The sequence below is a fragment of the Rhodococcus sp. P4_C10 genome, from assembly GCF_056402135.1.
In genome coordinates, this window is record NZ_JBFUHZ010000003.1 from 63,553 (window position 1) to 90,246 (window position 26,694).

Here is a 26,694-nt window from a genome sequence, read left to right on the forward strand (position 1 = left end):
TTCCGCCTAGGTGAGGAGGTCGGCCATGAGGCGAACCGCCTCAGGCTGTCGGGTCATGAGGGACATCGAAGTAATCGGCGCCGACGTCCAGGGGTCGAGCAGTTCCTTGATCCGTTCGGGTGGGCCGCACAGGGCGATGTCGTCGACCAGGTCGTCCGGTACGGCCGCGATCGCCTCTTCCTTGCGTCCGGCAAGGTACAGATCCTGGATCTTCACTGCCGCGTCCGTGTAGCCGTAACGGCATGCGACGTCGTTGTAGAAGTTCTTACCCCTGGCGCCCATGCCGCCGACGTAGAGCGCGATGCTCGGCTTGACCTGGGCTCGGCACTCGGCGGCGTCGTCCCCCACCACCACGTCGAGGATCGGGCACAGGTCGAAGTCGGGTCGGGGTGTGAACCCGGCGGGAACGATCGCGTCGAACCGGCGCGGGGAGAAGAACACCGGGAACCAGCCGTCGGCGATCTCACAGGCCAGTTCGATGTTGCGTGGCCCGATGGCCGCGAGGTAGATCGGCAGGTTCTCTCGTCGGGGATGCAGGATCATCTTGAGCGGCTTGCCCAGGCCGCTGCCGTCGCTCCCCGTGTAGGGGACGTCGTAGTAGGTGCCGTGGTGTTCGAGGGGGGCCTCGCGGCGGAGCACCTGCCGGACCACGTCGACGTACTCCCGGGTGCGCTGCATCGGCTTGCCGTAGGGGATGCCGTGCCAGCCTTCGACGACCTGCGGCCCGGACATGCCGAGGCCGAGGCGGAATCGGCCGTCGGAGAGATGGTCCATCGTGGCTGCGGTCTGTGCCGTGAGAGCTGGTGAGCGGCCGGCCATGCCGAGGACGGCGGTGCCGAGTCCGATCCTGGACGTTTGTCCGGCAAGCCATGCAAGGGGCGTGATGCCGTCGGACCCGTAGGCCTCGCCGGACCACACGCAGTCGAATCCGACGTCCTCCGCGAGACGCACGAGGTCGAGAGTGTTGTCTCTTCCAGATCCCCAATAGCCAAGGTTCAGGCCGAGTTTCATGACTCCTCCAAATATGGACTTGGGCGGCAGAGAGTGCCGCGGGAGTGAGCGGGATCGTCAAGGGTCAGGTCCCTGTTGGTCGCGTCGCATCACGAACATAGCAGCAGATTCTGATCTCCAGAAGTATTTTCTGGAACCTCTTGTGGCGTCAATGAACTCGTGCCATGCTCTCCTCCAACCGAGCACATCGAGTGAGCCGACCGGGCAGGTGGGCCGCGCGATCGGTATCCAAGTTTCCGACCGAGCGGTCGGGCCGCCGCTGAGACGGATTCTGGCTCACCGCCGTTGAATGGAGTCCTTATGAAGGCCGTGGATGACCTGATTCTCGTTACGAACCCCGCCCCGGGCGTCCAACAGATCACCTTGAACCGTCCGAGCAGGCTCAACGCCCTCAATCCCGGCCTGATCATCGAGCTCACCAAACACCTCGATTCCTTGGTGCGGGCCGACGATGTCAAGGTCGTCGTGCTCACCGGTGCCGGCCGTGGTTTCTGCTCCGGCGCCGATCTGTCGGGTGAGGTGTTCCCGACCGGTGTGGAGAGCGATCCGAACCGGCACTGGGCGGCCATTCAGTCGTGGTACTCCGGGGTGGTGGCGCGGTTGCGCCGGATCCCGCAGCCGGTGATCGCGGCCGTCAACGGGCCGTGCGTCGGCGGTGGCTTCTCTCTCGCGATGGCGAGCGACATCCGGCTGGCCGCGCCGGAGGCCTACTTCTCCGCGGCCCAGATCAACATCGGTCAGTCGGTCTCGGAGATGGGTGCGAGCTATCTGCTCCCGCGGATCATCGGCGGTCGCGCGACGGAGATCCTGATGACCGGCCGTCGAGTGCAGTCCGACGAGGCCGAGCGCATCGGCTTCGTGAGCCGCGTCTGTCCCGACGGTGTCGTGGACGCCGCAGTGGAGGTGGCTGGGGTCCTCGCGGCCAAGGCGCCGCTGGCCCTGCGGATGTCGAAGGAGGCACTCAACGCCTCTCAGGAGATCGGCAGCCTCGAGGCCGCGTTGACCATGGAGGACCGCACGCAGGTCGTCTGCGTCCTGAGCCAGGACCTGGCCGAGGGAGAACTCGCCTTCCGTCAGAAGCGCAAGGCCGTGTTCTCAGACGCTCTCGTCGGATCGGCGCAGGTGTCCGATGAGTAAGCCGTCCGGCAACCGGGCGGTGTCCCGCTTCGAGCTCTACCTGGACGCGACGCCGAGTGTGGCCGCCGGGTGGTCGATGGGCACCGTCCGGGAGCCGGCCCGACTCTTCGGGGCCAACGGCGTGCGGCTCCATGAGGACGGGCGCTTGTGGATCTCGGAGCTTGTGGGCGAACATCTTTCGGCGTGGGACGCCGACCGGGACATCTTGTCGACGGTGTCACCGATGGGCTCGGAGCTCCGGGGACCCGACGACATCGCCTTCGACTCCGAAGGGACCGTCTACGCGGCCGAGACGATGAACGGGAGAGTGAGCGGTCGCCGCGCCGACGGTACGTACTTCGTGCTGGTCGACGACTGCCCGGCGGTGAACGGAATCACCGTCGACCCCGAGACCGACAGGTTGTACGTCGACGAGATGCGCGAGGGCGGTCGGGTCCTGGAGATCGACCGACACCAGAGAAACCAGGTCCGGGTGATTGCCGAGGGTCTGGATTGGCTCAATGCCCTGGCGATGGGCCCCGATCGGCGGCTGTACATGCCGCAGGTCTTCGAGGGGACCGTGCTGGCCGTGGATCCGGAGTCGGGTGCGGTCGAGAAGGTTGTCGACAGCCTCGCGCACCCGACGGCGGTCAAGTTCGCCCCCGACGGCCGACTTGTCGTGTCCCAGGCGAGCATCGGTGAGGTCACGGCGGTGGATCTGAGCACCGGCGAGCGGCAGCGGCTGGTGAGTCTCGCGCCCGGAATCGACAATTTCGACATCGACGCACGCGGCTACATCTACGTCTCCAACTTCGTCGAGGCGAGCGTGGCTCGGTACTCAATGGAGACCGGTGAGCTCGACAAGGTGCTCTCGGCGGGCTCGTTCCTCGGGCCCTACCAGGTCGCCAGTGGAGCCGAAGGTCTCGTCGCAGCGGACCACGGGAGCATCTGCCGGGTGGACGGTGAAGGCAACCTCGAGCGGATGAGCAGGCTACTTCTCGACCAGCCGTTCGCGGCCGTCGGTGTCGTCGAGGTCGCCGGCGTCCTCGTGGCGCTGAGCCAGGCCGGCGAGGTGTTCCGTCGTGTCGACGACTCGGGGGAGTGGGTCAAGATCTTCGGTTCGCTCAGTGGAGCGAACTCGGAGTACTTCGCACAGGACGCCGACGGGGTGAACGCCGTCGGTGTCGGCGACGACCAGTTGCTGGTCGGGATGCGCCGCGGCGACGTCGTCGTCCTGGATCTGGACGGCACCGTGAAGTCGCGGCGGGCGTCGGGGCTCACGACCGTCACCGCGATCACCGGCGACCGCCGTGCGATCGTCGTCAGCGACGAGACCACGGGATCGGTGCTGGTTCTCGGCGAGGGCGAACCGCATGCGCTGACCGGCTTCGTCCGGCCCCAGGGCGTGGCTCTCACCGACGACTACGTGGTGGTCGCCGATCAGGGCGCACGGCAAGTCGTGTGCGTGAGCCGAGACGGCGACCGACGCGAGGTGGTGGCCACGGATCTCCCGCTCGGACTGCCCCAGGTTCAGGCCAATGACGGTCGCCGGTCGTCGGTGACCATCGCGGCGGACGGATCGATCATTGTCGGATGCGACGGCGACGGGAGCATCCGCCGCCTCGTCCGCAGCTGAGACCGCTGGGAGTGCACATGAATCTTGCTGGACCACTGCGGTACTGGGCGCAGCGCGACCCGGAACGCATGGCGATCGCGATGGGCGATCGCGAACTCACGTGGGCACAACTGGACGATCGCACCTCGAGGCTCGCGCAAGGACTGCGCGGCCTCGGGGTGGGGCTCGGCGATCGTGTGGCGGCTCTCGTTCCCAACTGCGTCGAGTTCTGCGAGACGGTGCTGGCTTGTTTCAAGCTGGGCGCGACATTCGTGCCGCTGAACTACCGGCTGGCACCTGCGGAGCTGGCCGAGATCATCGACCGCTGCGGCGCGACGACGATCGTCGCGGACCGAACGATGCTGGACAAACTACTCGAGTACGACGAACAGTCGGTCCGCCGGCTTCGGCTCATCGTGACCACGGCTCCTCGCGACGGTGAGCGATTGTTCGAAGAGGTCGTCGCTGCATCCGCGCCCGAGGACCCGCGGGCGCTCTTCGCCGGCGACCATCCGGCGTTCATCTGTTACACGTCGGGAACGACCGGCGTACCCAAGGGCGCGGTCCTCAGTCACCGCAATGTGCTCGCGGTGTGCGCCGAGCGGGTCGCGATCGATGCGTGGAACTCCACCGACAGCACGTACTTCCCCTATGCGCTCGCCTTCACCGGCGGACTGATCGCGATGTGGATGCCGCTGTACTCGGTGGGCGGTCAGACCGTGCTCGAAGCCGAGTTCGACCCGGTACGGACCCTCGAGGTCTTCGAGGAGCGTCGTATCACCCAGTTCATCGCGGTCGGATCGATCCTGGAGGCGCTCACTCAGGCCGCAACCTTCGAGTCGACCGACCTGTCCAGCGTTCGGATGCTCGGCACGGGTGGCCAGGCCATCTCCATCGCGATGCTGCAGGCATTCGGGCGCAGGGGACTGTACGTGTGCCAAGGCTATGGCCTCACCGAAAGCGGTGGGCTGTCGCTGGCGCTGTCCGGCGAGATGTCGGAGAAGAAGCTCGGCTCCACCGGTATCCCGACGCCGCAGACGACGGCCAGGGTGGTGGGCATCTCGGGCGAGGACGTTGCCCCGGGTGAGATAGGCGAGCTGTGGTTGCGCGGTCCCCAGATCATGGAGCGCTACTGGGAAGATCCCGCGGCCACGAACGATGCGATGGTCGACGGCTGGTTGCTCACCGGCGATCTCGTGAGGCAGGACGACGAAGGCTACTTCTACGTCGTCGACCGTGCCAAGGACATGCTGATCTCGGGCGGGGTCAACATCTACCCCGCCGAGATCGAGCGGGTGCTCGCGGGATACCCGGGGATCAGCGAACTTGTGGTCATCGCCGCCCCCGACGAGAAGTGGGGTGAGGTGCCGGCGCTGATCGCACGACGCGACGAGCACGCAGCAGAAGTTCCGAGCGCCGACGAGCTGATCGAGTACTGCCGTCAGCGACTGGCCCGCTACAAGGCCCCCAGATACGTCCTGTTCCAGGATGATCCGCTCCCCCGCGGATTGTCCAACAAGATCCTCAAGAGCGAGGTTCGTGCGCAGTGCCTGCCAATGCTCGGCCTCGGCGTGGACGACACGCCCACGATGGCATGACGAAGAACTGATGAGGCAGGAGAAACACGTGACACAGCTGTCGGAGATCGAGACCACGTTCGTAGGCCTGGCCGCTCCGGGTCAGCTCCGGGCGGGAGCGGGCGGTTGGCCCTGTCAGGGCGTTTACCACCGCCCCCGGGGAACTCGGCCGAAGGTTGCCGTGATCGCAACCCACTACAACGTCGACTTCTCCCAGCACTACCTGGCCGATCATCTGGCTGCACGCGGATTCGGCTTCCTGGGCTGGAACACCCGGTTCCGCAACGACCCACTGCACTTCCTGCTCGATCGGGCACTCGTCGACATCGGGGTCGGCGTGAGGTGGCTACGCGAGGAGATGGGCGTCGAGTCGGTGATCGTCCTGGGCAACTCCGGGGGGTGCTCGCTGATGGCGGCGTACCAGTCGCATGCGACCACCCCGAATGTCGTTGCCCTACCAGGGATGCGACCGGCGCCCGGGCTCGACGACCTCGTGCCGGGCGACGCCTTCATCGCGCTGGCGGCACACCAGGGTCGACCCGACGTACTGACCAGTCAGCTCGACCCTGCGGTCATCGACGAGAACGACCCCACGCTCACCGATCCCGAGCTCGACCTGTGGAATCCCGACCGCGAGAGACCGTTCACGGCCGAGTTCCTCACCCGCTACCGGGCCGCGCAGCGCGACCGCAACGCGCGGATCACCGCGTGGGCCAAGTCCGAGCTGCGGCGCGTCGATGCCGTCGGTCAGCGCGATCGTGTCTTCACGGTTTCGCGGACGTGGGCGGACCCACGCTTCGTGGATCCGGCCATCGACCCCAACGGGCGCAAGCCGAACTGGTGCTACCACGGTGAGCCCAAGCAGTCGAACGGCTCGACCTGGGGCCTGGTGACCTCGTGCACTCTGCGGACATGGCTCTCGATGTGGAGCCAGGAGACGTCGCAGTGCAACGCCGGTCCCCACCTGGCGAACATTTCGGTGCCGAGTTTCGTCGTCAACGGTGCCGCAGACACTGGGGTGTTTCCCAGTGATGCCGAGGCGCTCTTGGGTGGATTTGCCTCGGTGGACAAGGGTGCTGTGGTGATCCCGGGTGATCACTACTTCGACCGGCCGACCGACACCCGTCCGCAGGTCGCCGACGTGATTGCCGAGTGGATCGGACAGCGATTTCAGCTGTAGCGCCCCGATCGCGTAGGGGCCTGCGACCCCGCCGGCAGGGTCCGGGTCGGCTCGCGGCGTGTGAGCGATGCGTTGGCACCGGAAACGGGGCGCCACCGTTTGCGGTCGGCGTGCTTGCACACGATGCGGCGGTCGCAGTGCTCCTCGGGCGGTGACGGTTTCCCGCCCGAGGGCTGGCGTACGGGCCGGCTTGTGTCATGTCCCGCGCCGGTTCGGGATTTCTCCGCATCGGCTGAAAAGTGGTGCCCTACTGGCGAGTAGGGGTGTCCTCGCTCGTGTGCTGAAGTTGCAGCCCGGGTCTCGGTGGGCTTCCCCCTGAACTGCGAATCTGCCATTCCTCTGGACAACAGAATGATTCTCTAGCAAGCTGTGGCTTGAGTGGCGGATGTCACATGCTGTGTGGACGACGGGTCGGCGGCAGGTTGGTGTCGGCGATCTGCGGGTTGCCGAAGAGAAGGGAACTTAGTTGAGTAACAACAAGTTTGAGATCAGCGGGGTGTGCCATCTGGCGCTCGTGTGCGAGGACATGGAACGGACCGTCGACTTCTACACCAACGTGCTGGGCATGAAGCTCTCCAAGACCATCGCATTGCCGAAGGGAGGACAGCACTTCTTCTTCGACATGGGAGGCGGCCAGTTCCTGGCGTTCTTCTGGTTCGACGGCGCTCCGAAGAAGAGTCCCGGCATCGCCTCGCCGGTCGCTCTGCCCGGGGCCGGCGACATCGCGACTGCACATGGGTCGATGAACCACGTGTCGTTCAAGATTCCGGCCGACAAGTTCGAGGAGTACAAGACGAAGCTGGAGGCGGAGGGAGTCGAGACTGCGCCGATCCTGAATCACGACGACAGCAAGTGGGGCTTCTCCCCGGAAATTCACGACGGCACCTACATGAGGTCGATGTACTTCTTCGATCCCGATGGAATCCTGCTCGAGTTCGCGGCCTGGACGCGGGAGTTGGGCGAGGACGAGGTGGTGCATCTGCCCGTCGGTGCGGACGGTGTCCCGTCCGGTGTCGGGGACACATCGCGATGACTGACCAGCGCACGGCTTCGGCCGCTGTGTGAACGACCGTTCAGCCGACCTCGATAGACGGTCTACCTGAGCCGAATTGACTGAACTACCGAGACTTTCGTCATGTTGAGGCTCTTCCTGGGAGAGGAACAATCGTGAAATTTCTAGGTGCAAAAGTCTGTGGTGCCGCTGCGATTCTTGCGCTCGCGGTCACCGGATGCGGTGGCCAACCCGCCGCGCAACCGGGAACAGCTACGGGGCTCGAGGCGTCCGATGCCAACCCGGCCGGGCATCTGCGGGTGGGTTACTTCCTCCCGCCTCGACCGGTGGATCCCCACACGGTTCCGTCGACCGTCGCGGCATATCCGTACCTCACGCCGCTCTACGACCGCCTCACCCAGATCGTGAACGGTGAGCAGGGGGCGGTGCTCGCCCCGATGGTTGCGACCCGGTGGGAATTCGGGCCGGACGGCCGATCCGTCACCTTCACCCTTCGTGACGACGTCACCTTCTCTGACGGAGCGAGGCTCGATTCGGTAGCCGTGAAGGCCTCGCTCGAACGTGCCATTCATCTACCGGGATCGACAGTTTCGAGCTTCTTCTCGATGATCGAGGGCATCGACGCTGTCGATCCGTCGACGGTGACGATACGAACGAACCGGCCTGCCTCGGACCTGCCGTACGTCCTGTCCGGCGTCGAGGGGATGCTCATCAGTCCCAACGCCGTGAACAACCCGGATCTCGACCTGCGTCCGGTCGGATCCGGCCCGTACAACCTGGACACTCTGCGCGTCGGTGATTCGGTCTCGTACGTGCGGAGGGAGGGGTACTGGGACCCGTCCGCGCAGTTGCCGGAGCGGATAACCATCACCGGTTTCGCGGACGGCAACGCGCGAATCAACGCGTTGCGTTCCGGCCAGATCGACCTCGCATACGTCATGCCCGTCGACTACACCCAGGCGTCGAATCTCGGTCGTGGATACGACCTCTACTCCTACCCGCCCTCCACGGAGTATGTGGTGAATGTCAACACGAACTCTGCCGACATGGCTCGGCCGGAGGTTCGTCAGGCGCTGAACTTCGCGATCGATCGGGAGGGCATCAACAAGTCGATCATGCACGGTCAGTGCACGCCCAATCCGCAGGCCGCCACTCCAGGAACCGTCGGATACCTCGACGAGCCGCCGATTCGGTACGACTTCGACCCCGAACGAGCCCGGCAGATTCTCGAGTCGGCGGGCGTGGGCAACCTCGAGATCGAGATGCTGGCACCGTCACGGGTTTCACCGGTGGTCGAACTCGCGACCGCGGTGCGATCGCAGCTCGAAGACATCGGGATCAAGGTGAACTATCAGGAAGTCGATCAGGCTGAGATGAATTCGCGGTTCGCACAAGGAAACGCGTACGACGCGGTCCTCAACGGGCGAGTGCCACGGGCGAGTTCGCTGCAATCGTTCCAGTACTGGTACCGGACGCCACAGCTGTTCCCCGGACCTCGTCCGGCCGGCTTCGACGAGGCCTTGGACCGCGCGTTCGACCCGGCCCTCACCGAGGATCAGCGCGCACAACACCTCGAGGACACCGCGGCGATCGCAACCGAGCAGGCAATGAACGTCTTCATCTGCGCCACCCCCACTCAGTTCGCATATTCCGACAAGGTCATCGGAGCAACTGAGATGGCGATGTCCCAAATCCAAGGTGTCCCCGACCTCCGTCACGTCGGTGTGGCGAAGTAGCCGGCCCTCAGAGTTCGGGAGTTGTTGCATGAGTATCGATGTCGTTGGACGCCTGACGTCGGCGCCCGCTGATGCAGAACCGGTTTTGCGAATCGAGGGGTTGTCGGTGGACTTCGTCACCGACCATGGGTGGACCCGGGTGGTCGACGGAATCGATCTGTCGATTGCGGCGGGATCGGTGGTCGGCCTAGTGGGGGAGTCCGGGTCTGGAAAGACAGTGACTTCACTCGCTGCGATGGGGTTGCTGCCGGCTGCGACGTCGAAGATATCGGGGTCGATCCGAGTGGCCGGCCGTGAATTGGTCGGCATGACCGATCGCGAGCTGGCGGATGTGCGCGGCACGGAAGTGTCGATGATCTTTCAGGAACCGCGCCGCAGCTTGGACCCGGCCTTCACGGTCGGGTCGCAGATCGCGGAGGTCGTGCGCAGGCACGAACGGGTGGGTCGGAAGGCCGCCTGGGCACGCGCGGTGGAGATGCTCGATGCCGTGGGGATCGACGATGCGGCGCGACGCGCCGATGCCTACCCGCATGAGTTCTCCGGTGGGATGTGTCAGCGGGTGATGCTGGCGATCGCAATGGTGTGCCGACCGAAACTGCTGATCGCCGACGAGCCGACCACCGCCCTGGACGTCACCGTGCAGGCGCAGATGCTCGATCTGATGCGTGAGGTGCAGCAGCAGTTCGAGGTTGCGATCCTGTTCATCACCCATGACCTCGGAGTCGTCGCGCAGATGTGTGACGCCGTCAACGTGATGTATGCCGGACAGGTGATCGAGTCCGCACCGGTCGAGGATCTGTTTCTGTCCCCGCAGCACCCTTACGCCCAGGGCCTGCTCGATGCGATCCCGGATCACCGGGACCGGTCGGCTCCGCTGCAGGCGATCGCGGGAGCGGTACCCGCGCCGTGGGACTGGCCGGATTCGTGCCGGTTCGCGCCGAGATGCCCCCACGCGGGTCCGGAATGCGAAGCCGGCCCCGTCCCACTCGCGGGTGCGGCGGCCGAGTCCACCCGTGCGGTGCGATGCGTACGTGCGAATGATCTGGTGTTGGAAGGGATCACGGGATGAGACCGCTGCTGGAGGTGTCGGATCTCGTCAAGACCTATCCGGTGAAGCGGAACCTGCTCGGTCGGGTGCGTGAACGCACCACGGTGACCGATCATGTCTCCTTCACCGTCGAGAGGGGCGAGACCGTCGGGATCGTAGGGGAATCCGGTGCAGGCAAGTCCACCGTCGGCCGTCTTGCACTGCGATTGATCGAACCGGACTCGGGATCGATCGTGTTCGACGGTCGCGATGTTCTCGGTCTGTCCAGGGCGGAGCTGCGCGAGTTCCGGCAACGGGCTCAGATGATCTTCCAGGATCCGTTCTCGTCTCTCGATCCCCACATGACGATCCGCGAGGCGGTCGGCGAACCGCTCACGATCCACCGCGGTCTGAAGGGGATGGAACGCGACGCCGCGGTGACCGACTTGCTGGCGCGGGTCGGGCTGAGGGCCGACCAGCTCGACAAGTACCCGCGTGAGTTCTCCGGCGGACAGTTGCAGCGCATCGCGATTGCGCGCGCGCTGGCCACCGAGCCGGATTTCATCGTGTGTGACGAACCCGTGGCGGCACTCGACGTCTCGATTCAGGCGCAGGTGCTCAACCTGCTCGTCGACCTGCAACGCGAGCGGGGACTGGCATACGTGTTCGTCTCGCACGACCTGTCGCTCGTGCGGTTCCTCGCGCACCGCGTCGCGGTGATGCGCAAGGGTGTGATCGTGGAGATGGGCCCCACCGAGCAGGTTTTCACCGATCCGCAGCACGCCTACACCAAGACCTTGCTGGAGGCGATCCCGGATCCGCGGGCGCACTTCCTCCGCAGACGAGCCGAAGCCGGCGCAGGTCGTGCCGCGTCGGCGATGGTCGGCACCGCAAAGGAGTCCTGATGGTGCCCCTGATCGCCAAGCGGATCGCCTCGGCGATCCCGATGTTGTTGTTCGTCAGCTTCTTCGTCTACGCGCTCGTCGACCTCGTTCCGGGGGATGCGGCGACGGCGCTGGCCGGTGACAATGCCAGCGCCGAGCAGATCGAACAGACCAGGCAGGCGCTCGGGCTGGACCAACCGTTGATCGTGCGGTACCTCGACTGGCTCGGTGGGGCGCTGACCGGAGACCTGGGGACCTCGCTCTACAGCACTCAGTCGGTGGTGCAGATCATCGCCGAACGGCTTCCGGTGACTCTCTCGCTCACACTCGTGACGATGCTGATCGTGGTGGCCGTCGGACTGCCGGCGGGTATCGCCGCTGCGGTGCAGCCGAACTCGTGGTTGGACCGGGCTCTGACCGTGCTCTCGAGTGTGGCAATCGCGGTGCCGCCGTTCATCGTTGCGCTGGCGCTGGTGATCCCGCTGGCAATCCTCAGCCCGATCTTCCCCGCCACCGGATACGCGAAGCTCACCGACGGAGCAGGTGCGTGGCTGCAGCATCTGATCCTGCCGGCGATCGCGATCGCCGCCATCTCCGCTGCCGAACTGGCACGGCAGACCCGCGCCTCGCTCGTGGACGTGTTGGGCCGGGACTTCATTCGCACTGCCCGTGCCAAAGGCTTGCTGCAGAGCACGATCGTCGGCAGGCACGGCCTCAAGAACGCCGGCGTACCGATTGTCACGGTGCTGGGCCTGCAGGTCTCGCGGGTCCTTGCCGGTGCGGTGACCGTCGAGTTCGTGTTCGCGCTCCCGGGGCTGGGCACACTCGCCGTGAGCTCCGTCTTCTCTCGCGACGTCCCGGTGATCCTCGGCATCGTCATGGTCTGCGCGGTGTTCATCGTGGTGATCAACGTGATTGTCGATGCCACCTACGGCTACCTCAATCCTCGCGTCCGCGTCTGAAAGGCCTGACCATGATCAGCACGACCGCTGCTGGGGTGACACGTCCGCCCAATCGCTTCGTCCATTTCTGGACCACCAGTCGCCCGCTCCGTTTGCTGCGGAGCAACCGGATGGCGATGGTCGCCTTGGGATTCCTCGTCGTTGTGATGCTGCTGGCCGCGTTCGGCGGCCTGCTCGCACCGTACGATCCGAACGCACAGGATTTGTCGAACAGCTTCGCCCCGGCCGACGGAGCGCACCTGCTCGGGACCGACCTGTACGGCCGCGACAATCTCAGCCGACTGCTGGATGCGGCGTCGGTGACGTTCGCGGCAATCGTTCAGGCCGTCGGTGTCGCCGCGCTGTTGGGAATCCCGTTCGGGTTGCTCGCCGGGTTGCTCGGCGGCGGGGTGGGGGCGGTGCTGTCTCGGATGTCCGACGCATTGCAGGCGCTGCCGCCGCTGATCCTGGCCATCGCCATCGTCGGTATCCTCGGCCCGGGGCTGACCAACGCGATGCTCGCCATCGGTATCGTGCTTGCCCCGTCCCTCTTCCGTCTCGCTCGCGGAGCTGCCGAGTCGGTGGCCACAGAAACCTACATCGAGGCCTGCCGGGCACTGGGATGTTCCCAGTGGCGGCTGCTGTGGCGACATGTGCTTCCCAACGCCGCATCGCCGATTCTGGTGCAGCTCACCTTTTCTGCCGGCGTTGCCATTGTCGCCGAAGCATCGTTGAGCTTCCTCGGTCTCGGCGTACAGGCACCGCAGACATCGTGGGGCAGCATGCTGCGCGATGCGTTCAACAGTGTCTACACCGATCCGACCGCCCTCATCGCTCCCGCGGTCATGATCGTTGGCACCGTTCTTGCGCTGTCCACGTTCGGCGACGGTCTGCGCGACGCTCTCGAAGGCACCGGCACCACCCGCAAGATTCGGCTGCTCACTCGAAACAAGTGACATTCGGCTGTCCGGAAACGACCCTGCGACTGGGTGTGCTGATGAGAAACGCTTCGGTTCTGGGGTTGGCCACCGTGGGCTCCCCCTATACTGCCGGGGTGAAAGCCCCGGTCAGCGACGCTAGTCGCCCGCAGTACCCGATCGAATCCGTGGACAATGCACTGCGAATCCTGTTGTTGCTGGGTGAGCGTCGCAGTATCCGTCTCACCGAGGTGAGTGAGTACCTCTCTGTTGCCTCGTCTACCGCGCATCGCCTGCTCGCGATGCTGCAGTACCGCGGGTTCGTTCGGCAGAGCGAGGGGGCGAAGACGTACGAGGCCGGCCCGGCGTTGACGACGATCGCGTTCGCGGTGCTGCGGCAGAGCGATGTGCGTGCCCGGCTTCACCCACTCCTCGAACGTCTTTCGGTCGAGTTGGGTGAGACGGTTCATCTGGGTCGTCTGGACGGGACGACGGTAACCTTTGTCGATTCGATCGAGAGTCGTCAGGCGGTCCGAGTGGGGTCCCGATTGGGCATGTCGATGCCTGCGAGTTGCACCTCGTCGGGCAAGGCGTTGCTCTCGTTGCACAGCAACGAGGTGTTGCGGGAGTTGTATCCGTCGCAGACTCTCGAGGGGCTGACGGAGAAGTCCATCACCAAGCGATCGGTTCTGCTCCGTCGGATCGCCGAGGTTCGCGAGGACGGTTATGCGACCAGTATGGGGGAGAGCGAGGCGGGGGTGGCCTCGGTTGCGGTTCCGCTGGGTGAGTATGCCTCTGCGCGGTATGCGTTGAATGTGTCCACTCCGGGGGATCGGATGACACCCGAGAATCGGGTGGAGATCGTGGCGGCGCTGCGCCGGTCCGCGGATGAGGCTGGGGTCTATTTCCTCTGACCGTATGGCCTGAGCGGTTCGGTCAGAACGGATCCTGGGTCCGGCCAACGAGATCGGCCACCGAGTTCAGTACCAGCGTCGGGCGGTAGGGGAACAGTTCGACGGACTCGCGCGTGGAGATCCCGGTGAGTACCAGGATGGTCTGCAGTCCCGCCTCGAGGCCGGAGACCACGTCGGTGTCCATCCGGTCGCCGATCATCAGGGTGTTCTCGGAGTGCGCACCGATCGCCCGAAGCGCCGAACGCATCATCAGCGGGTTGGGCTTGCCGACGTAGTACGGGTCGCGTCCGGTGGCCCGGGTGATCAGTGCCGCGACGGCGCCCGTCGCGGGCAGCGACCCGTCGCGAGACGGCCCGGTGGCGTCGGGGTTGGTGGCGATGAACCGGGCGCCGCGCTCGACCAACCGGATCGCGGTGGTGATGGCCTCGAACGAGTACGTCCGGGTCTCGCCCAGCACCACGTAGTCGGGGTCGTTGTCGGTGAGCACGTAGCCGATCTCGTGCAGCGCGGTGGTCAGACCGGACTCGCCGACCACGTACGCGCTGCCACCCGGCCGCTGGTTGTCGAGGAACGTCGCGGTGGCCAGCGCCGAGGTCCAGATGGACTTCTCGGGGATGTCCAGGCCGGAGCGCACCAACCGGGCCCGGAGGTCCCGCGGGGTGCGGATGGAGTTGTTGGTCAGCACGACGAAGGGCGTTCCCGCGGCCTGCAGTTCGGCGAGGAACTCGTCGGCGCCGGGCACCAGGTGTTCCTCGTGGACCAGGACGCCGTCCATGTCCATCAGGTAGGTCCAGTTGGCGGGGGACTGCTGCTCGTCGCGGCTCACGGGTCAAGTGTGCCGCCTGGTCGGGGTTACCGACCAGTCCCGGAGGTCGTGTGCCGCGTCACGGTGGTCGCGGCCGTGTCGCGAAAGGGCTTCGCAGCGAACAAGGACTGGGCCGCGAGAACAACCATCCATCGTGAATTGAGAAGGTACGACACGCCGAATGTGTACGAAACGCGGAATCGGTACGGATTCCGCGAGTTGTACCGAAACGGTGAGTCGTACCTTTTCGAGTCAGGGCCGGGGAGGTGTTTTCGGAGCGGGTGGACGGAGCGGGTCAGTCCTGCTCGTACGCCTTCCGGATCACGTCGATGTCGATCTTGCGCATCTGCATCATCGCCTGCACGGCTCGTTGCGCGCCGGCGGTGTCCGGGCCGCCGATGTACTTCTCGAGGTCGCTCGGCACGATCTGCCAGGACACCCCGAAGCGGTCCTTGAGCCAGCCGCACTGCGACTCCTCGCCGCCGTCGGTGAGCCGGTTCCAGTACTCGTCTACCTCGGCCTGGTCGGCGCAGTCGATCTGGAAGGAGATCGCCTCTGTGAAGCGGAACGCCGGGCCGCCGTTGAGGGCGGTGAACTCCTGGCCGTCCAAGGTGAACGCGACGGTCAGCACGGTGCCCGCGGGCATCGGCATGCCCTCGGAATAGCGGCTGACGGCGCCGATGCTCGAGTTCTTGAAGACGGACGTGTAGAACTTCGCGGCGTCCTCGGCCTGGGTGTCGAACCACAGGCACGGCGTGATCTTCTGCATGACGGTCGGTCCTCTCGGTCGGTCGAGTGGGTACATCGATGTAGACCAGACTCGCGGGCCGAACTCATCGCGGCCAGAACTCGGGCAACTCGTCAGAAGCGGCGGATCTGGTTGATCGGCGGCAGTTCCGACAGCGGGGTCAGCCCGACCGGTACGCCGGCGCCGTACGCGTTGAGCACCTGGCCGAAGCCCGCGTAGATGCCGACATGGTCGTTGGCGGTCCGGAACGTGACGATGTCGCCCGGCGCCATCGCGGCGAACGGGATCGACGCGCCGACCCAGGCCTGGTCCTGGCTGACCCGGGGCAGGTGCACGCCGGCCTGGCGGAAGGCCCACTGCGTCAGACCTGAGCAGTCCCAGGCATTCGGCCCGGTTCCGCCCCACAGGTAAGGCTTGCCGGTCTGGGTGGTGGCGGCGGCCAACGCGATCAGCCCGGCGGGGCTGGAGATGGGCAGTGCGAAGTCCGAACTTCCGGACCCTGTGGAACTGCCGGACCCGGAGGAGCTGCCCGCGCTGCCGGACGACGGTTGCGCGAACGCGGGTGCGGCAGGCAGGGTCACCACGCAGGACGCCAGTGCGGCCGCGACGAAGGTCCGGCGGAGGTGCCTGGTGCGGTTTCCGCTCACTGTCGATGGGGTCACGTGGATGTCCTCCTGGCCGGCGTCGAGTAGCGGTCAGTTGTTAGATAACAATTCGACCGTGGAGTGTTACAGATCACTCACCGCGTCGACTCGGTCGATCACGCGACTCGATGCACCGCACTCGGACGCTGCACCGCGTTCGGACCAGGTGCCGTGGCCAGGCTCAGAACCGCTGGACGTTGTGGATCGGTGGCAGGTCGGCGAGTGCGGTGAGGCCGATCGGGACGCCCTCGTCGTACGCATTGAAGACCTGCCCGGAACCGGCGTAGATGCCGATGTGGTCGGCGGCATCGCGGAAGGTGATGACATCGCCGGGTGCCATGTCGGCGACGGGTACGTCCTCGCCGAAGAGTGCCTGGTCCTCGCTGACCCGGGGTAGTTCCACCCCGGCTGTCCCGAAGGCCCACTGGACGAGTCCGGAGCAGTCCCACTCGTCGGGCCCGGTGCCGCCCCACTGGTACTCCTTGCCGGCCTGGGTCTGCGCAGCGGCCAGGGCGAGCAGGCCGGCCGGACTCGACGACGGGTTCGACTCCGGGATCCACACCAGCGGCGCCACATCGGTGTCGGCGGCCTCGTCGGCCCTGGCCTCGACGATCCTGCTGAACTTGTCCGTGGTGGACCGCGCGAGCACGGGCGGGATCAGCACGGCGCCCGCGGTCGACACCGCCAGGCCGGCAGCGCCGAGGGCAGTCCGAATTCGGTCGCGTCTGCGGTCAGCCGCGGTCCTGGGCGTCATGTCGGTGTCCTTCTCATGCCCGGGCGCCGGCCGTGACGGCAGGGGGTCTTGGATTCCGGCAGGGTACTACGCGGCGCGCACAGTCAGGGTGTTGTGCCACGCGTTTGGCGACCTGCGGTGCGAGGATGACCGAGTGGTGGAACCGGACCGGCCCGACGAACGATTCACCCTCGCGAGCGAGCGGACTTTCCTGGCCTGGATGCGGACCTCGCTCGGACTCCTGGCGGGCGGCATCGCGATGGTGCACCTGGTGCCTGAGTTCAGCACCGGCTGGGTGCGGACCTCGCTGGGCCTGGTGCTGCTGGCGTTGGCGTTGCTGGCCGCGCTGGTCGGCATGCGGCGCTGGTTGCAGGTGCGCAACGCGCTCGAACGCGGCGCCCCGATGCCGGAGGCGAAGGACCTGTGGCTGTTCGCGGTCGTCATCGCGCTGGTCGCGGTGGCCGCCGTGGTGGTGACCGTGCTCGGTGCCGTCTGAGTTCGGTGTCGCCGATCGAGACCCGGCGGACCGACGACCGGGTCAGCGTGATTGATTTGTTGTAACGGCCGTCACGGCACGGCATCCACTTCGGTGTTTCCACAGCAGTTTCCAAGAGGAGGAACGGTGGCTCTCAAGCTCGGGTACAAGGCGTCCGCGGAACAGTTCGGCCCGCGCGAGCTCGTCGAACTGGCGGTGTCTGCAGAGGCGCACGGCATGGACTCGGCGACGGTCTCCGACCACTTCCAGCCGTGGCGGCACAACGGCGGCCACGCGCCCTTCTCGCTGTCCTGGATGACCGCGGTCGGCGAGCGCACCACGACGCTGCAGCTGGGCACGTCGGTGATGACCCCGACGTTCCGGTACAACCCGGCGGTGGTGGCGCAGGCGTTCGCGACCATGGGCTGCCTGTACCCGGGCCGCGTCATGCTCGGCGTCGGCACGGGCGAGGCGCTCAACGAGATCGCCACCGGCTACCAGGGCGAGTGGCCCGAGTTCAAGGAGCGCTTCGCGCGGCTGCGCGAGTCGGTGCAGCTGATGCGTGCGCTGTGGACCGGCGAGCGCACCGACTTCGAGGGCGAGTACTACCGCACCACCGGCGCCTCGATCTACGACGTGCCCGAGGGCGGCATCCCGGTCTACATCGCGGCCGGCGGACCGGTCGTCGCGCGGTACGCGGGCCGCGCGGGCGACGGCTTCATCTGCACCTCCGGCAAGGGCATGGACCTCTACACCGAGAAGCTGCTGCCCGCGGTCGCGGAGGGTGCGGAGAAGGTCGGGCGCGACGTCGCCGAGATCGACAAGATGATCGAGATCAAGATCTCCTACGACACCGACCCCGAACTGGCGCTGGAGAACACCCGGTTCTGGGCGCCGCTGTCGCTGACCCCCGAGCAGAAGCACAGCATCGAGGACCCGATCGAGATGGAGGCCGCGGCGGACGCACTGCCGATCGAGCAGGTCGCCAAGCGCTGGATCGTCGCGTCCGACCCCGACGAGGCGGTCGAGCAGGTCAAGCAGTACACCGACGCGGGCCTGAACCACCTGGTCTTCCACGCGCCGGGCCACGACCAGCGCCGCTTCCTCGACCTGTTCCAGCGCGACCTGGAGCCGCGGCTGCGTGCATTGGCCTGACCCAGGCGCGTGCATTGGCCTGACCCAGGCGCGCGCATTGGCCTGACCCAGGCGCGCGCACTCGCCTGACCCGGGCGCGTGCATTGGCCTGAGCCAAGTCGGCGGCGGGTGGATCACTAGGCTTGTCCCTCATGGACGCCAAGGAATCCGCCCGCCGCATCGGTCTCGTCTTCGGCGAGGCCACCCGGGTGCTCAAGTTCCGAAATGCCGTCGACCCGGAGGCCGCGGAGGGGGAGGGCCCCGACGAGGTGACGATTGCGGTCGGCGACGGCTGCCCGGGGCCGGGGTACGCGTCCTACTCGACCCTGGACATGGCACGCTTCCCCACCAACGTGACCACCGACGACGGCTCCCAGATCCGCACCGAGCTGGTCACCGTCGGCCGCGCCGACTACCGCCCGCTCGCGGACGTGCTGGCCCGCTGCGCCTTCGCGATCGCGACAGGCTCGTTCCACGTGACACCGAACTGCATCATCCCCAACGCGGTCCGCGAGGTGGACCCCGACGCCGCGATGCGACACGCCCTGCTGGTGGCCCCGTTCATCTGGCCGGACCTCGAGATCCTGGTCGAGGACGACGACGGTGTCACCACCTGGCTGCAGGCCGTGCCGATCAGCGACAGCGAACTCGACTTCGCGTCGAACAGCGGCCCGGACGCGCTGTTCCGGCGGCTCGAGGAGGCCGGCGCCGACGTCTCCGACATCAACCGGGCACCGGTGGTCTGAGCGCGGGGCGTGTGCCCGAAGCGCTACCGGGCGGTCGGCGCATGCATCAGTGATGCACCTGTGCGCGAGGATCGACCAGTGGAATCGTGATCGGCGGCCGCACCTCGCGCCGCACCGAGTACTTGGCCTCACCGTGCAGCAGGTGCTCGCCGCCGGGGACGGACAGGTCCACGGTCAGCGACCCTGCCTCGCAGGCAACGGAATCGATGGCCCCGAGCCGCACCGCGACGGCCGTCTCGCACATGGCGAACGCAACCCGCAGGTCGAAAGCGATCAGGGCGACCTCGGTGCCGTCAACGAGCAGCGCGACCTCCGGTCGGTGCTCGGAGGTGACGCGGAAGGGATCGACCAGCATCACCACCTCCTCCCGCCCGGGCGCGGCCGCGGTGACGCGCGCGGCCTCGGTGAGGGCCCGGAAGCGTTTCACGCCGGACAACAGCAGGGGGCAGGGGTCCTGATCGAGGAACCGCAACGCGGTGGACAGGATCCGGCTGTCGATCAGCCGTAGCGTCGAGCGCGGCACCGAGCGTGTCCCGGTCACCCGGGCCGGGGTCATCCCGGTCGGCGGCACGTGTGGCTTCATGCGTGCGGTGAGGGCATCGTCGGATTCCTGCCCGAACACCGCGGCGCGCAGGGTCGACCTGGGCACGATCTCAGTTCTGGTCACGGCCGTTCTCCTCGGTGATCTGGTGGCCGGCGTCTCCCCGGGGCTCGAGTCGCACGGACCGGCCGCGCACCTGCCCCGGCGGCGGGTCGACCGCGACGGCGGGCGGCGCCGGCCTCGGCTGGGTGTCCACGTGCTCGTTCAGCCACCGCCGGGCCCGTCGGGCCCGCGCCATGAACCCGGCGCCCACGGCCGCGGCGACGGAGGTCAATCCCGCCACGGCGATCGGGGCGAACTGTGGGTCGCCCTCCGAGTCGGGTGCGACCTTCTCGTCGGTGGCTGTAATCGGCTGATCGGTGGTCGTTGTCGACGACACCTTCTTCGTCGTGGTTGTGGTCTTGTTGCCGGGGCCGGGCCCGGGGCCGGGGCCAGTACTGGTGCTGGGGCCGGACTCGACCTCGAAGTCGGCTTGTGCGGACGCCTCGGGGCTCGCGCACTCGATCCGGGCCAGTTGGCCACCCGGGACGGCCTTCGCCGGGACCGTGGTGGGTTGGTCGAAGGTGTCGCCGTCCTGGGTGACGTTGCCCAGTACGGCTCCGTCGAGCGTGACGCTCCACGATTGGGTGCACCGGGGCAAATTCGTCCCGTGGAACACGACCTTGGCACCCGGGGCACCGTGATCGGGCGAGACCGTCAGGATCGGATCGGACGGTACCTCGGTCACGGTGAACTGAGCTCGCCCACCGCATTCCGTGGAGAGTGAGTATTCCCGAGGTTCGACATCCGGCACCGTGAACGATCCCTCGAGAATCAATTCATTGGACTCGACTTGCACCGATCCGGTGACGGAAATGAGGGTTCCGGAGGGTCTCATCGTCACGTTGGTGGAGGACATGTCGACAGCGGATCTCCTGCTGGACGAATAGGGGCAGGTGATGCGTGCGTTTACGGTCTCGCCCACCGGCGCCTCGGCCGGGTCCAGCGTGAGCGTTGCCGCCGCGCAGCAACCGGGGTCGACGGGGTCGACGGGGTCACTGGGGTCGACGGGGTCGACCGGGTCGACGGGCTCGACCGGGTCGACGGGGTCGACGGGGCCAGGTTCGGTGCTCGGCGCCGCCGCAGCGACCGACTGCGGCAGAGTAGCCCCCGGTGCGGGCCCGAAGACGCCCAGCGCCAGCGCCAAGACCGCGCCGGCCAACACGGGCATCATCGACCAGGATGCAGTTCGCATCGACATTCATCCCCTGGGGCCAGATCACACCGATCGAGCCTGAGAACGACACTGCCACCGTGTGCCGGATCGGGCACGAGTAGACGACTACCCGATTCCGGCGCCGCGGCGAGCGGCTGTGGCCGTCGGAGGACCACGATCCGCACCACTAGGGTGGACGCCATGGCTTCCGGCGAATCGGCACTCTCGAGCATCTACATCGCCTCCCCGGAAGGGGACACCGGAAAATCGACGGTCGCACTCGGCATCCTGCAGATGCTCGCCGGCAGCGCCGCCCGGGTGGGGGTGTTCCGGCCGATCGCCCGTTCCACCGAGGAGCCGGACTACATCCTGGAACTGCTGCTGGCCCACACCACCGCGGAGCTCGGCTACGACGAGTGCCTCGGCGTGACCTACGAACAGGTGCACGCGGATCCGGAGCTGGCGATCAGCGAGATCGTCGCCCGCTACCACGCGGTCGCGCAGCAGTGCGACGCCGTGGTGATCGTCGGCAGCGACTACACCGACGTGGGCAGTCCCACCGAGCTCGGCTTCAACGCGCGCATCGCGGTGAACCTGGACGCGCCGGTGCTGCTCGCGCTCCGCGGCTCCGAACGCAGCCCGGAGGAGGTCCATAAGCTCGGCGAGATCTGCGCGTCCGAGTTGCGGGCCCAGCACGCGCATCTGGTCGGGGTGGTGGCGAACCGCTGCGACCCCGAGCGACTCGACGAGGTCACCGCGGCACTGGCCCCGCTGGGGGTGCCGGCGTGGAGCCTGCCGGAGGTCCCGCTGCTGGTGGCGCCGACGATGGACGAGCTGCTCACTGCAGTCGACGGCGAGATGTACAGCGGCGACAGCGAACTGCTGCAGCGGGAGGTCCTGCAGGTGATGGTTGGCGGGATGACCGCCGAACACATCCTCGAGCGGCTCGCCGAGGGCATGGTGGTGATCGCGCCCGGCGACCGGTCCGACGTGCTGCTGGCCGTCGTCAACGCGCATGAGGCGGAAGGCTTTCCGTCACTGGCCGGGATCATCATGAACGGTGGCCTGCGCCCGCACCCGGCGGTGGCGAAGCTGATGGCCGGGCTGCGGCCGAGGCTGCCGATCCTGCAGACCACGCTCGGCACGTTCGACACCGCGTCGGCCGCCGCCCGCACCCGTGGCCGGGTCGCGGTCGGATCGCAGCGCAAGGTGGACACCGCGCTGAGTCTGATGGAGCAGCGGGTGAACTCGACGGAACTCCTGGCCAGGCTCGAGGTGGCGCGCCCGGAGGTGGTGACGCCGCAGATGTTCGAGTACCAGCTGATCGAGCGGGCCCGCGCGGACCGCAGACACATCGTGCTGCCCGAGGGCAACGACGACCGGATCCTGCGCGCCGCCAGCCGGCTGCTGCAGCGGCAGGTGGCCGAGCTGACGATCCTCGGCGAGGAGGGCCCGGTGCGCCGCCGCGCCGCCGAACTCGGCGTCGACCTGGCCGCCGCGACGGTGCTGGACCCGAGGGACTGCGAGTACACCGAGGAGTTCGCCGCCGAGTACACCCGACTTCGGGCGCACAAGGGCATGACCCTCGAACGTGCCCGCGAGGTGATGGCGGACATCTCCTACTTCGGAACGATGATGGTGCACAAGGGCATTGCCGACGGCATGGTCTCCGGCGCCGCGCACACCACCGCGCACACGATCCGCCCGTCCTTCGAGATCGTCAAGACCGAGCCCGGGGTGTCGACGGTGTCGAGCATCTTCCTGATGTGCCTGGCCGACCGCGTGCTGGCGTACGGCGACTGTGCGGTGGTGCCCGACCCGACGGCCGAACAACTCGCGGACATCGCGATCTCCTCCGCGCGAACGTCCGCGCAGTTCGGCATCGACCCCCGGATCGCGATGCTCTCCTACTCCACCGGCGACTCGGGTTCGGGCGCGGACGTGGACAAGGTGCGCACGGCCACCGCGCTGGTCCGTCAGCGGCGGCCGGACCTGTTGGTGGAGGGTCCGATCCAGTACGACGCCGCGGTGGAACCGACGGTCGCCAGCGCGAAGATGCCGGGCTCGGACGTGGCGGGCCGGGCCACCGTCTTCGTCTTCCCGGACCTGAACACCGGCAACAACACCTACAAGGCGGTGCAGCGCAGCGCCGGCGCGGTCGCCGTCGGCCCGGTGCTGCAGGGACTGAACAAGCCGGTCAACGACCTCTCCCGGGGTGCGCTGATCGAGGACATCGTCAACACCGTCGCCATCACCGCCATCCAGGCGCAGGGCCAGTCCGCGAAGAAGGGGGAGTCGTGAAAGGCTCTGTCCTGGTCATCAACTCGGGGTCGTCGTCGATCAAGTTCCAGCTCGTGGACCCGGACGCCGGGGACGCCGTCGCGGACGGCATCGTCGAGCGGATCGGCGAGCCCGAGGGGCTGGTGAAGCTGCGGCACGGTGGCGTCGACACCGAGCACCGCGGGCCGATCGCCGACCACTCCGAGGGGCTGCGGCAGGCGTTCTCGATGCTGGCCGAGGTCGGGCTGGACCTGGCGTCCGCGGGCATCGCCGCGGTGGGGCACCGGGTGGTGCACGGCGGCGAGGTGTTCTACCAGCCGACCGAGATCACCCCCGAGGTGCTCGCCGAGATATCCCGACTGTCCGAGCTTGCGCCGCTGCACAACCCGGCCAACGCGACTGGCATCGAGGGCGCCATGCGGGAACTGCCCGACGTGCCGCACGTCGCGGTCTTCGACACCGCGTACTTCCACACGCTGCCCGCGCGGGCCCGGACCTACGCCGTCGACCGGGACGTCGCCCGCGAGCATTCGGTGCGCCGCTACGGTTTTCACGGCACCTCGCACGAGTACGTCGCCGGTCAGGTTGCGGCGACGCTGGGGCGGGACCTGGGTGAGCTCAACCAGATCGTGCTGCACCTGGGCAACGGCGCGTCCGCGTCGGCCATCGAGGGCGGACGGGCCGTCGACACCTCGATGGGCCTGACCCCGCTCGAGGGCCTGGTGATGGGGACCCGCAGCGGCGACATCGACGCGGGCGTCGTGACCCATCTACACCGCAGCGCCGGGATGGACGTGGAGGAGATCGACGCCCTGCTCAACCGCCGTTCCGGGCTCAAGGGTCTGTGCGGGGTCAACGACTTCCGCGAGCTGCGCCGGTTGATCGACACGGGCGACGCCGACGCGGTGCTGGCCTACGACGTCTACGTGCACCGGCTGCGCAAGTACATCGGCGCCTACCTGGTGACGCTCGGCAGGCTCGACGCGATCACCTTCACCGCCGGTGTGGGGGAGAACGTGGCGGAGGTGCGGGCCGACGCGTTGGCCGGGCTCTCCGGTCTCGGCATCGAGGTGGACCCGGATCGCAACACGGCGAAAGACCGTGGTGCCCGCTTGATCTCGACCGACGACTCGGCGGTGGCGGTGCTGGTGGTGCCGACCAACGAGGAGCTGGCCATCGCCCGCGCCGCCCTGCGGTTCGCCCGGTAGCGGCCCGCTACCTCGCGACCCGCTCCCACATCTGCAGGTAGGCCTCCGCGCCGCGGCTCAGGTCCTCGACGAGCTGGTCGCCGTCCACACCGGCGACCAGGCGCGCGTCCGCGATCCAGTCGGGGATCATCCCGTACTGCGCGACGCCGTCGGTGTTGACGTCGAAGACTCGGTCCCCGGTCCGCTGACGGTCCATCACGGTGCCGCCGTCGAACGTGGTGAACGGGTAGCGCAGCGGGTTCTCGGCGGCGTCCTCGCGGGGTGCGACCTGCGGTGCGAATCCATTGGTGTCGGCGCCGAAGCCGAAGCCGAAGTAGTAGTTGTCGCTGCGCTGTGCCCGCGTCTCGTGCCAGGTCTCCACGAAGCCGGGCAGGGTGCCCGCGTACTGCGAGACGAACCCGCCGAGCGCGTAGATGCGCGGGACGTTCGTCTCGTCGGTCCAGCCGTGGCTGGACACCACGCCCGAGTAGTCGGCGGCCTCGAGCAGCTTCAGGGTGGCGTCGGATGCCTTGGCGCTCATGTGGTCGATGTCGACGATCATGCCGCGGCTCATCATGCCCCGGACCGCGTGCTCGCCGAGGTCGGTCAGTCCTCGCGTGTTGCAGTGCGGGCCGTCCGGGTAGGTGGGCGCCGCAATGCCCAGTGGCAGTGAGGAAGCCATGTCGGCGATCTCGGCCGGGGCGATCGTCTCGAGTGTCTTGTCCGTCGCCGCACCCTGGCACGGCTCCACCTGCCAGAATTTCCCGGTGCCCAGGAAGTTCCCGATGTTGATTGCCATGCCGGTGGTGCCGGGGTCGAATCGCGTTCCGCCGAGCGCGTTGTCGAACTTGTGGGTGAGGATGAGCTGCCGCACGCCCATCGCGTAGACCTCGTCGAGGCCGCGGTCGATGTCCTCCGCCGTGCACTGGGGCACGTCGCCGCGCAGGGTGCAGCCGAACAGTTCGGAGACCTCGATGCCGAGGGTGACGGCCAGCTTTCCCTCGGCGGCGACCTGACGGACCTGCTCGGGCGAGTTGACGATCCGGAACCAGCCGCGGCCGGGGCCGCCGTACTGGGCGTCGATGTAGTCCTGCATCTCGCGCACCTGCGCGGCCTGGATTCGGACGGTGTCCATCTCGTCGCACGAGTTGCGTTTGGTCGGATACATCTCGCACAGCACCCGGTTGGCGACGAACATGTCGGTGAAGATCCGCAGCCCGCCGCGCCAGGCCCGCTCGACCCACTTGTAGTAGGTCTGCTCGTGGGTCATCGAGTCGTTGGCCGGCCAGTCCGCGAAGGTCGGCCACCCGGTGGTGTCGTGCTCGGTGAACGGCGAGCCGTGCGAGAGCACGTTCTCGAGCAGGGCGGGCATTCCGTCGCTGCCGTGGTCGGGGCAGTCCCGCAGGGCCGCGGTGATGCCCTGCGGGTCGAAGGGCTTGCCGCAGTGCACGTTTCCGCCCACGAACTCGGACGCATCGAGGTGGACGTGGTTGTCGATGAAGCCGCGAACCTCCCCGTTCGGCCCGGTGGCGGTCGACGGGGTGCCGGTGGCGTTGACCTCGGCGTCGGGGAAGTCGGCGCAGCCGCCGGTCGGGCTCACGGTGAACCGGCCGCCCGCAGGATTCGCGCCGGGGTCGGTAAGCGTCAACGCGCCGTCCGCGGTGCTCAGTTGGCTGCCGTTCGCGGTGGCGGTGATGCTGTAGGTGCCGGCGGTGTGGGTCACCGTCCAGTCCGTCGTCGCCACGGCGTCGCGCGTCGAGACGACCGCGCGGGTGTCGTCGTGGGCGACCAGGTCGCCGCCGGGGCCGTAGAACATGAATCGGCCGAGTTGGGCCGCGTGCAGCCGGAACGGTTCGGCGTCCGACTCGGCGACGTCGGCGCGATAGCCGTCGCCGGCGCGGCGGACGAAGTTCCCCGTCTGCTCGGACCTGAGTGCGTAGCAGCCGTTGGCGAGGCCGTAGACGGGGTTGCCGGCGAGGGCCTCGGGCGGATCGGCCGGCTGGGCGACGGCGATGCCCACCGAGGAGGCGGCGAGCGCGAGGGAAACGGACAGTGCCTGCACGAGGCGTCGGCGAGCCCGCCGGAGGGTGGTCATGCTGTCGTTTCCCGTCCATTCAGTTAGCTGATTGCGTCGGGAAGCATAGCCGGGATGGACGGATGTCCAGTAGGTATTGGCCAGGTATCGCCCAGGCATCACCCAGGTGCCGTCCGAACGC

Annotated in this window: 24 protein-coding genes; 16 read left to right on the forward strand and 8 right to left on the reverse strand. The window is 67.3% G+C overall.

Annotated elements, in window-relative coordinates:
• Nucleotides 1-6 precede the first annotated feature (6 nt).
• Entirely contained in the window at nt 7-1,011 is a 1,005-nt protein-coding gene (locus AC1DWC_RS02670; protein ID WP_477842085.1) for an LLM class F420-dependent oxidoreductase, read from the reverse strand.
• Nucleotides 1,012-1,311: 300 nt separating this feature from the next.
• Between AC1DWC_RS02670 and AC1DWC_RS02675 the strand changes: the two genes are divergently transcribed.
• From AC1DWC_RS02675 to AC1DWC_RS02725, 11 genes are all read left to right on the forward strand, one after another.
• On the forward strand, nt 1,312-2,148 hold the full coding sequence (locus AC1DWC_RS02675; protein ID WP_477905911.1) for an enoyl-CoA hydratase/isomerase family protein: 837 nt from the start codon (nt 1,312-1,314) through the stop codon (nt 2,146-2,148).
• On the forward strand, nt 2,141-3,763 hold the full coding sequence (locus AC1DWC_RS02680; RefSeq protein ID WP_477905913.1) for an SMP-30/gluconolactonase/LRE family protein: 1,623 nt from the start codon (nt 2,141-2,143) through the stop codon (nt 3,761-3,763). The genes AC1DWC_RS02675 and AC1DWC_RS02680 overlap by 8 nt, the downstream gene beginning before the upstream one ends.
• A 17-nt stretch (nt 3,764-3,780) precedes the next feature.
• Nucleotides 3,781-5,340 carry a class I adenylate-forming enzyme family protein gene (locus AC1DWC_RS02685; protein WP_477905915.1) on the forward strand — a complete coding sequence of 520 codons (1,560 nt, stop codon included), beginning with the start codon at nt 3,781-3,783 and terminating at the stop codon, nt 5,338-5,340.
• A 10-nt stretch (nt 5,341-5,350) separates the two neighbouring features.
• Nucleotides 5,351-6,499 (forward strand): alpha/beta hydrolase family protein, encoded by a 1,149-nt coding sequence (locus tag AC1DWC_RS02690; RefSeq protein WP_477905917.1) that lies wholly within the window; start codon nt 5,351-5,353, stop codon nt 6,497-6,499.
• 466 nt (nt 6,500-6,965) lie between these two features.
• A complete protein-coding gene (locus AC1DWC_RS02695; protein ID WP_477905919.1) occupies nt 6,966-7,532 on the forward strand; it encodes a VOC family protein in 567 nt (188 codons plus the stop codon).
• 305 nt (nt 7,533-7,837) lie between these two features.
• Nucleotides 7,838-9,247, forward strand: coding sequence for an ABC transporter substrate-binding protein (locus tag AC1DWC_RS02700; RefSeq protein WP_477905921.1), 1,410 nt, complete (start codon nt 7,838-7,840; stop codon nt 9,245-9,247).
• Between the two features lie 28 nt (nt 9,248-9,275).
• On the forward strand, nt 9,276-10,316 hold the full coding sequence (locus AC1DWC_RS02705; protein ID WP_477905922.1) for an ABC transporter ATP-binding protein: 1,041 nt from the start codon (nt 9,276-9,278) through the stop codon (nt 10,314-10,316).
• On the forward strand, nt 10,313-11,179 hold the full coding sequence (locus AC1DWC_RS02710; protein WP_477905923.1) for an ABC transporter ATP-binding protein: 867 nt from the start codon (nt 10,313-10,315) through the stop codon (nt 11,177-11,179). Before AC1DWC_RS02705 ends, AC1DWC_RS02710 begins: the two co-directional genes overlap by 4 nt.
• The gene (locus tag AC1DWC_RS02715; protein ID WP_477905924.1) at nt 11,179-12,120 is read left to right on the forward strand and encodes an ABC transporter permease; all 942 of its coding nucleotides are present in this window, start codon (nt 11,179-11,181) and stop codon (nt 12,118-12,120) included. Before AC1DWC_RS02710 ends, AC1DWC_RS02715 begins: the two co-directional genes overlap by 1 nt.
• Before the next feature lie 11 nt (nt 12,121-12,131).
• The gene (locus AC1DWC_RS02720; protein WP_477905926.1) at nt 12,132-13,055 is read left to right on the forward strand and encodes an ABC transporter permease; all 924 of its coding nucleotides are present in this window, start codon (nt 12,132-12,134) and stop codon (nt 13,053-13,055) included.
• Between the two features lie 41 nt (nt 13,056-13,096).
• Complete coding sequence (locus AC1DWC_RS02725; RefSeq protein WP_477905928.1) at nt 13,097-13,930, forward strand: IclR family transcriptional regulator; 834 nt, start codon at nt 13,097-13,099, stop codon at nt 13,928-13,930.
• Nucleotides 13,931-13,952: 22 nt separating this feature from the next.
• Here the strand turns inward: AC1DWC_RS02725 and AC1DWC_RS02730 are convergent, their stop codons facing one another.
• The 4 genes from AC1DWC_RS02730 to AC1DWC_RS02745 form a co-directional block, all read right to left on the reverse strand.
• Complete coding sequence (locus tag AC1DWC_RS02730; protein ID WP_477844592.1) at nt 13,953-14,711, reverse strand: HAD-IIA family hydrolase; 759 nt, start codon at nt 14,709-14,711, stop codon at nt 13,953-13,955.
• Nucleotides 14,712-15,030: 319 nt separating this feature from the next.
• On the reverse strand, nt 15,031-15,504 hold the full coding sequence (locus tag AC1DWC_RS02735; RefSeq protein ID WP_477905930.1) for a VOC family protein: 474 nt from the start codon (nt 15,502-15,504) through the stop codon (nt 15,031-15,033).
• A gap of 92 nt (nt 15,505-15,596) precedes the next feature.
• Nucleotides 15,597-16,145 (reverse strand): C40 family peptidase, encoded by a 549-nt coding sequence (locus tag AC1DWC_RS02740; protein ID WP_477905931.1) that lies wholly within the window; start codon nt 16,143-16,145, stop codon nt 15,597-15,599.
• Nucleotides 16,146-16,308: 163 nt separating this feature from the next.
• Nucleotides 16,309-16,881: a C40 family peptidase gene (locus AC1DWC_RS02745; RefSeq protein WP_477905933.1), complete on the reverse strand. Its 573-nt coding sequence runs from the start codon at nt 16,879-16,881 to the stop codon at nt 16,309-16,311.
• A gap of 133 nt (nt 16,882-17,014) precedes the next feature.
• Here AC1DWC_RS02745 and AC1DWC_RS02750 point away from each other — a divergent pair, with 133 nt between their 5' ends.
• From AC1DWC_RS02750 to AC1DWC_RS02760, 3 genes are all read left to right on the forward strand, one after another.
• Nucleotides 17,015-17,356, forward strand: a complete 342-nt coding sequence (locus AC1DWC_RS02750) for a YidH family protein (protein WP_477905935.1) — start codon at nt 17,015-17,017, stop codon at nt 17,354-17,356.
• A 126-nt stretch (nt 17,357-17,482) separates the two neighbouring features.
• Nucleotides 17,483-18,490: a glucose-6-phosphate dehydrogenase (coenzyme-F420) gene (gene fgd / locus AC1DWC_RS02755; protein ID WP_072846182.1), complete on the forward strand. Its 1,008-nt coding sequence runs from the start codon at nt 17,483-17,485 to the stop codon at nt 18,488-18,490.
• 131 nt (nt 18,491-18,621) lie between these two features.
• A complete protein-coding gene (locus tag AC1DWC_RS02760) occupies nt 18,622-19,215 on the forward strand; it encodes a suppressor of fused domain protein (RefSeq protein ID WP_477905937.1) in 594 nt (197 codons plus the stop codon).
• A 46-nt stretch (nt 19,216-19,261) separates the two neighbouring features.
• Here AC1DWC_RS02760 and AC1DWC_RS02765 read toward each other — a convergent pair whose 3' ends face one another.
• Together AC1DWC_RS02765 and AC1DWC_RS02770 are read right to left on the reverse strand one after the other, a co-directional pair.
• A complete protein-coding gene (locus AC1DWC_RS02765) occupies nt 19,262-19,882 on the reverse strand; it encodes a hypothetical protein (protein ID WP_477905939.1) in 621 nt (206 codons plus the stop codon).
• Nucleotides 19,869-21,050 (reverse strand): hypothetical protein, encoded by a 1,182-nt coding sequence (locus tag AC1DWC_RS02770; RefSeq protein WP_477905941.1) that lies wholly within the window; start codon nt 21,048-21,050, stop codon nt 19,869-19,871. The genes AC1DWC_RS02765 and AC1DWC_RS02770 overlap by 14 nt, the downstream gene beginning before the upstream one ends.
• A 162-nt stretch (nt 21,051-21,212) precedes the next feature.
• Here AC1DWC_RS02770 and pta point away from each other — a divergent pair, with 162 nt between their 5' ends.
• Both pta and AC1DWC_RS02780 read left to right on the forward strand, forming a co-directional pair.
• A complete protein-coding gene (gene pta, locus AC1DWC_RS02775) occupies nt 21,213-23,312 on the forward strand; it encodes a phosphate acetyltransferase (RefSeq protein ID WP_477905943.1) in 2,100 nt (699 codons plus the stop codon).
• Entirely contained in the window at nt 23,309-24,499 is a 1,191-nt protein-coding gene (locus tag AC1DWC_RS02780; RefSeq protein ID WP_477905945.1) for an acetate kinase, read from the forward strand. The genes pta and AC1DWC_RS02780 overlap by 4 nt, the downstream gene beginning before the upstream one ends.
• A gap of 7 nt (nt 24,500-24,506) precedes the next feature.
• Here the strand turns inward: AC1DWC_RS02780 and AC1DWC_RS02785 are convergent, their stop codons facing one another.
• Nucleotides 24,507-26,573, reverse strand: coding sequence for a peptidase (locus AC1DWC_RS02785; RefSeq protein ID WP_477905947.1), 2,067 nt, complete (start codon nt 26,571-26,573; stop codon nt 24,507-24,509).
• Nucleotides 26,574-26,694 lie beyond the last annotated feature (121 nt).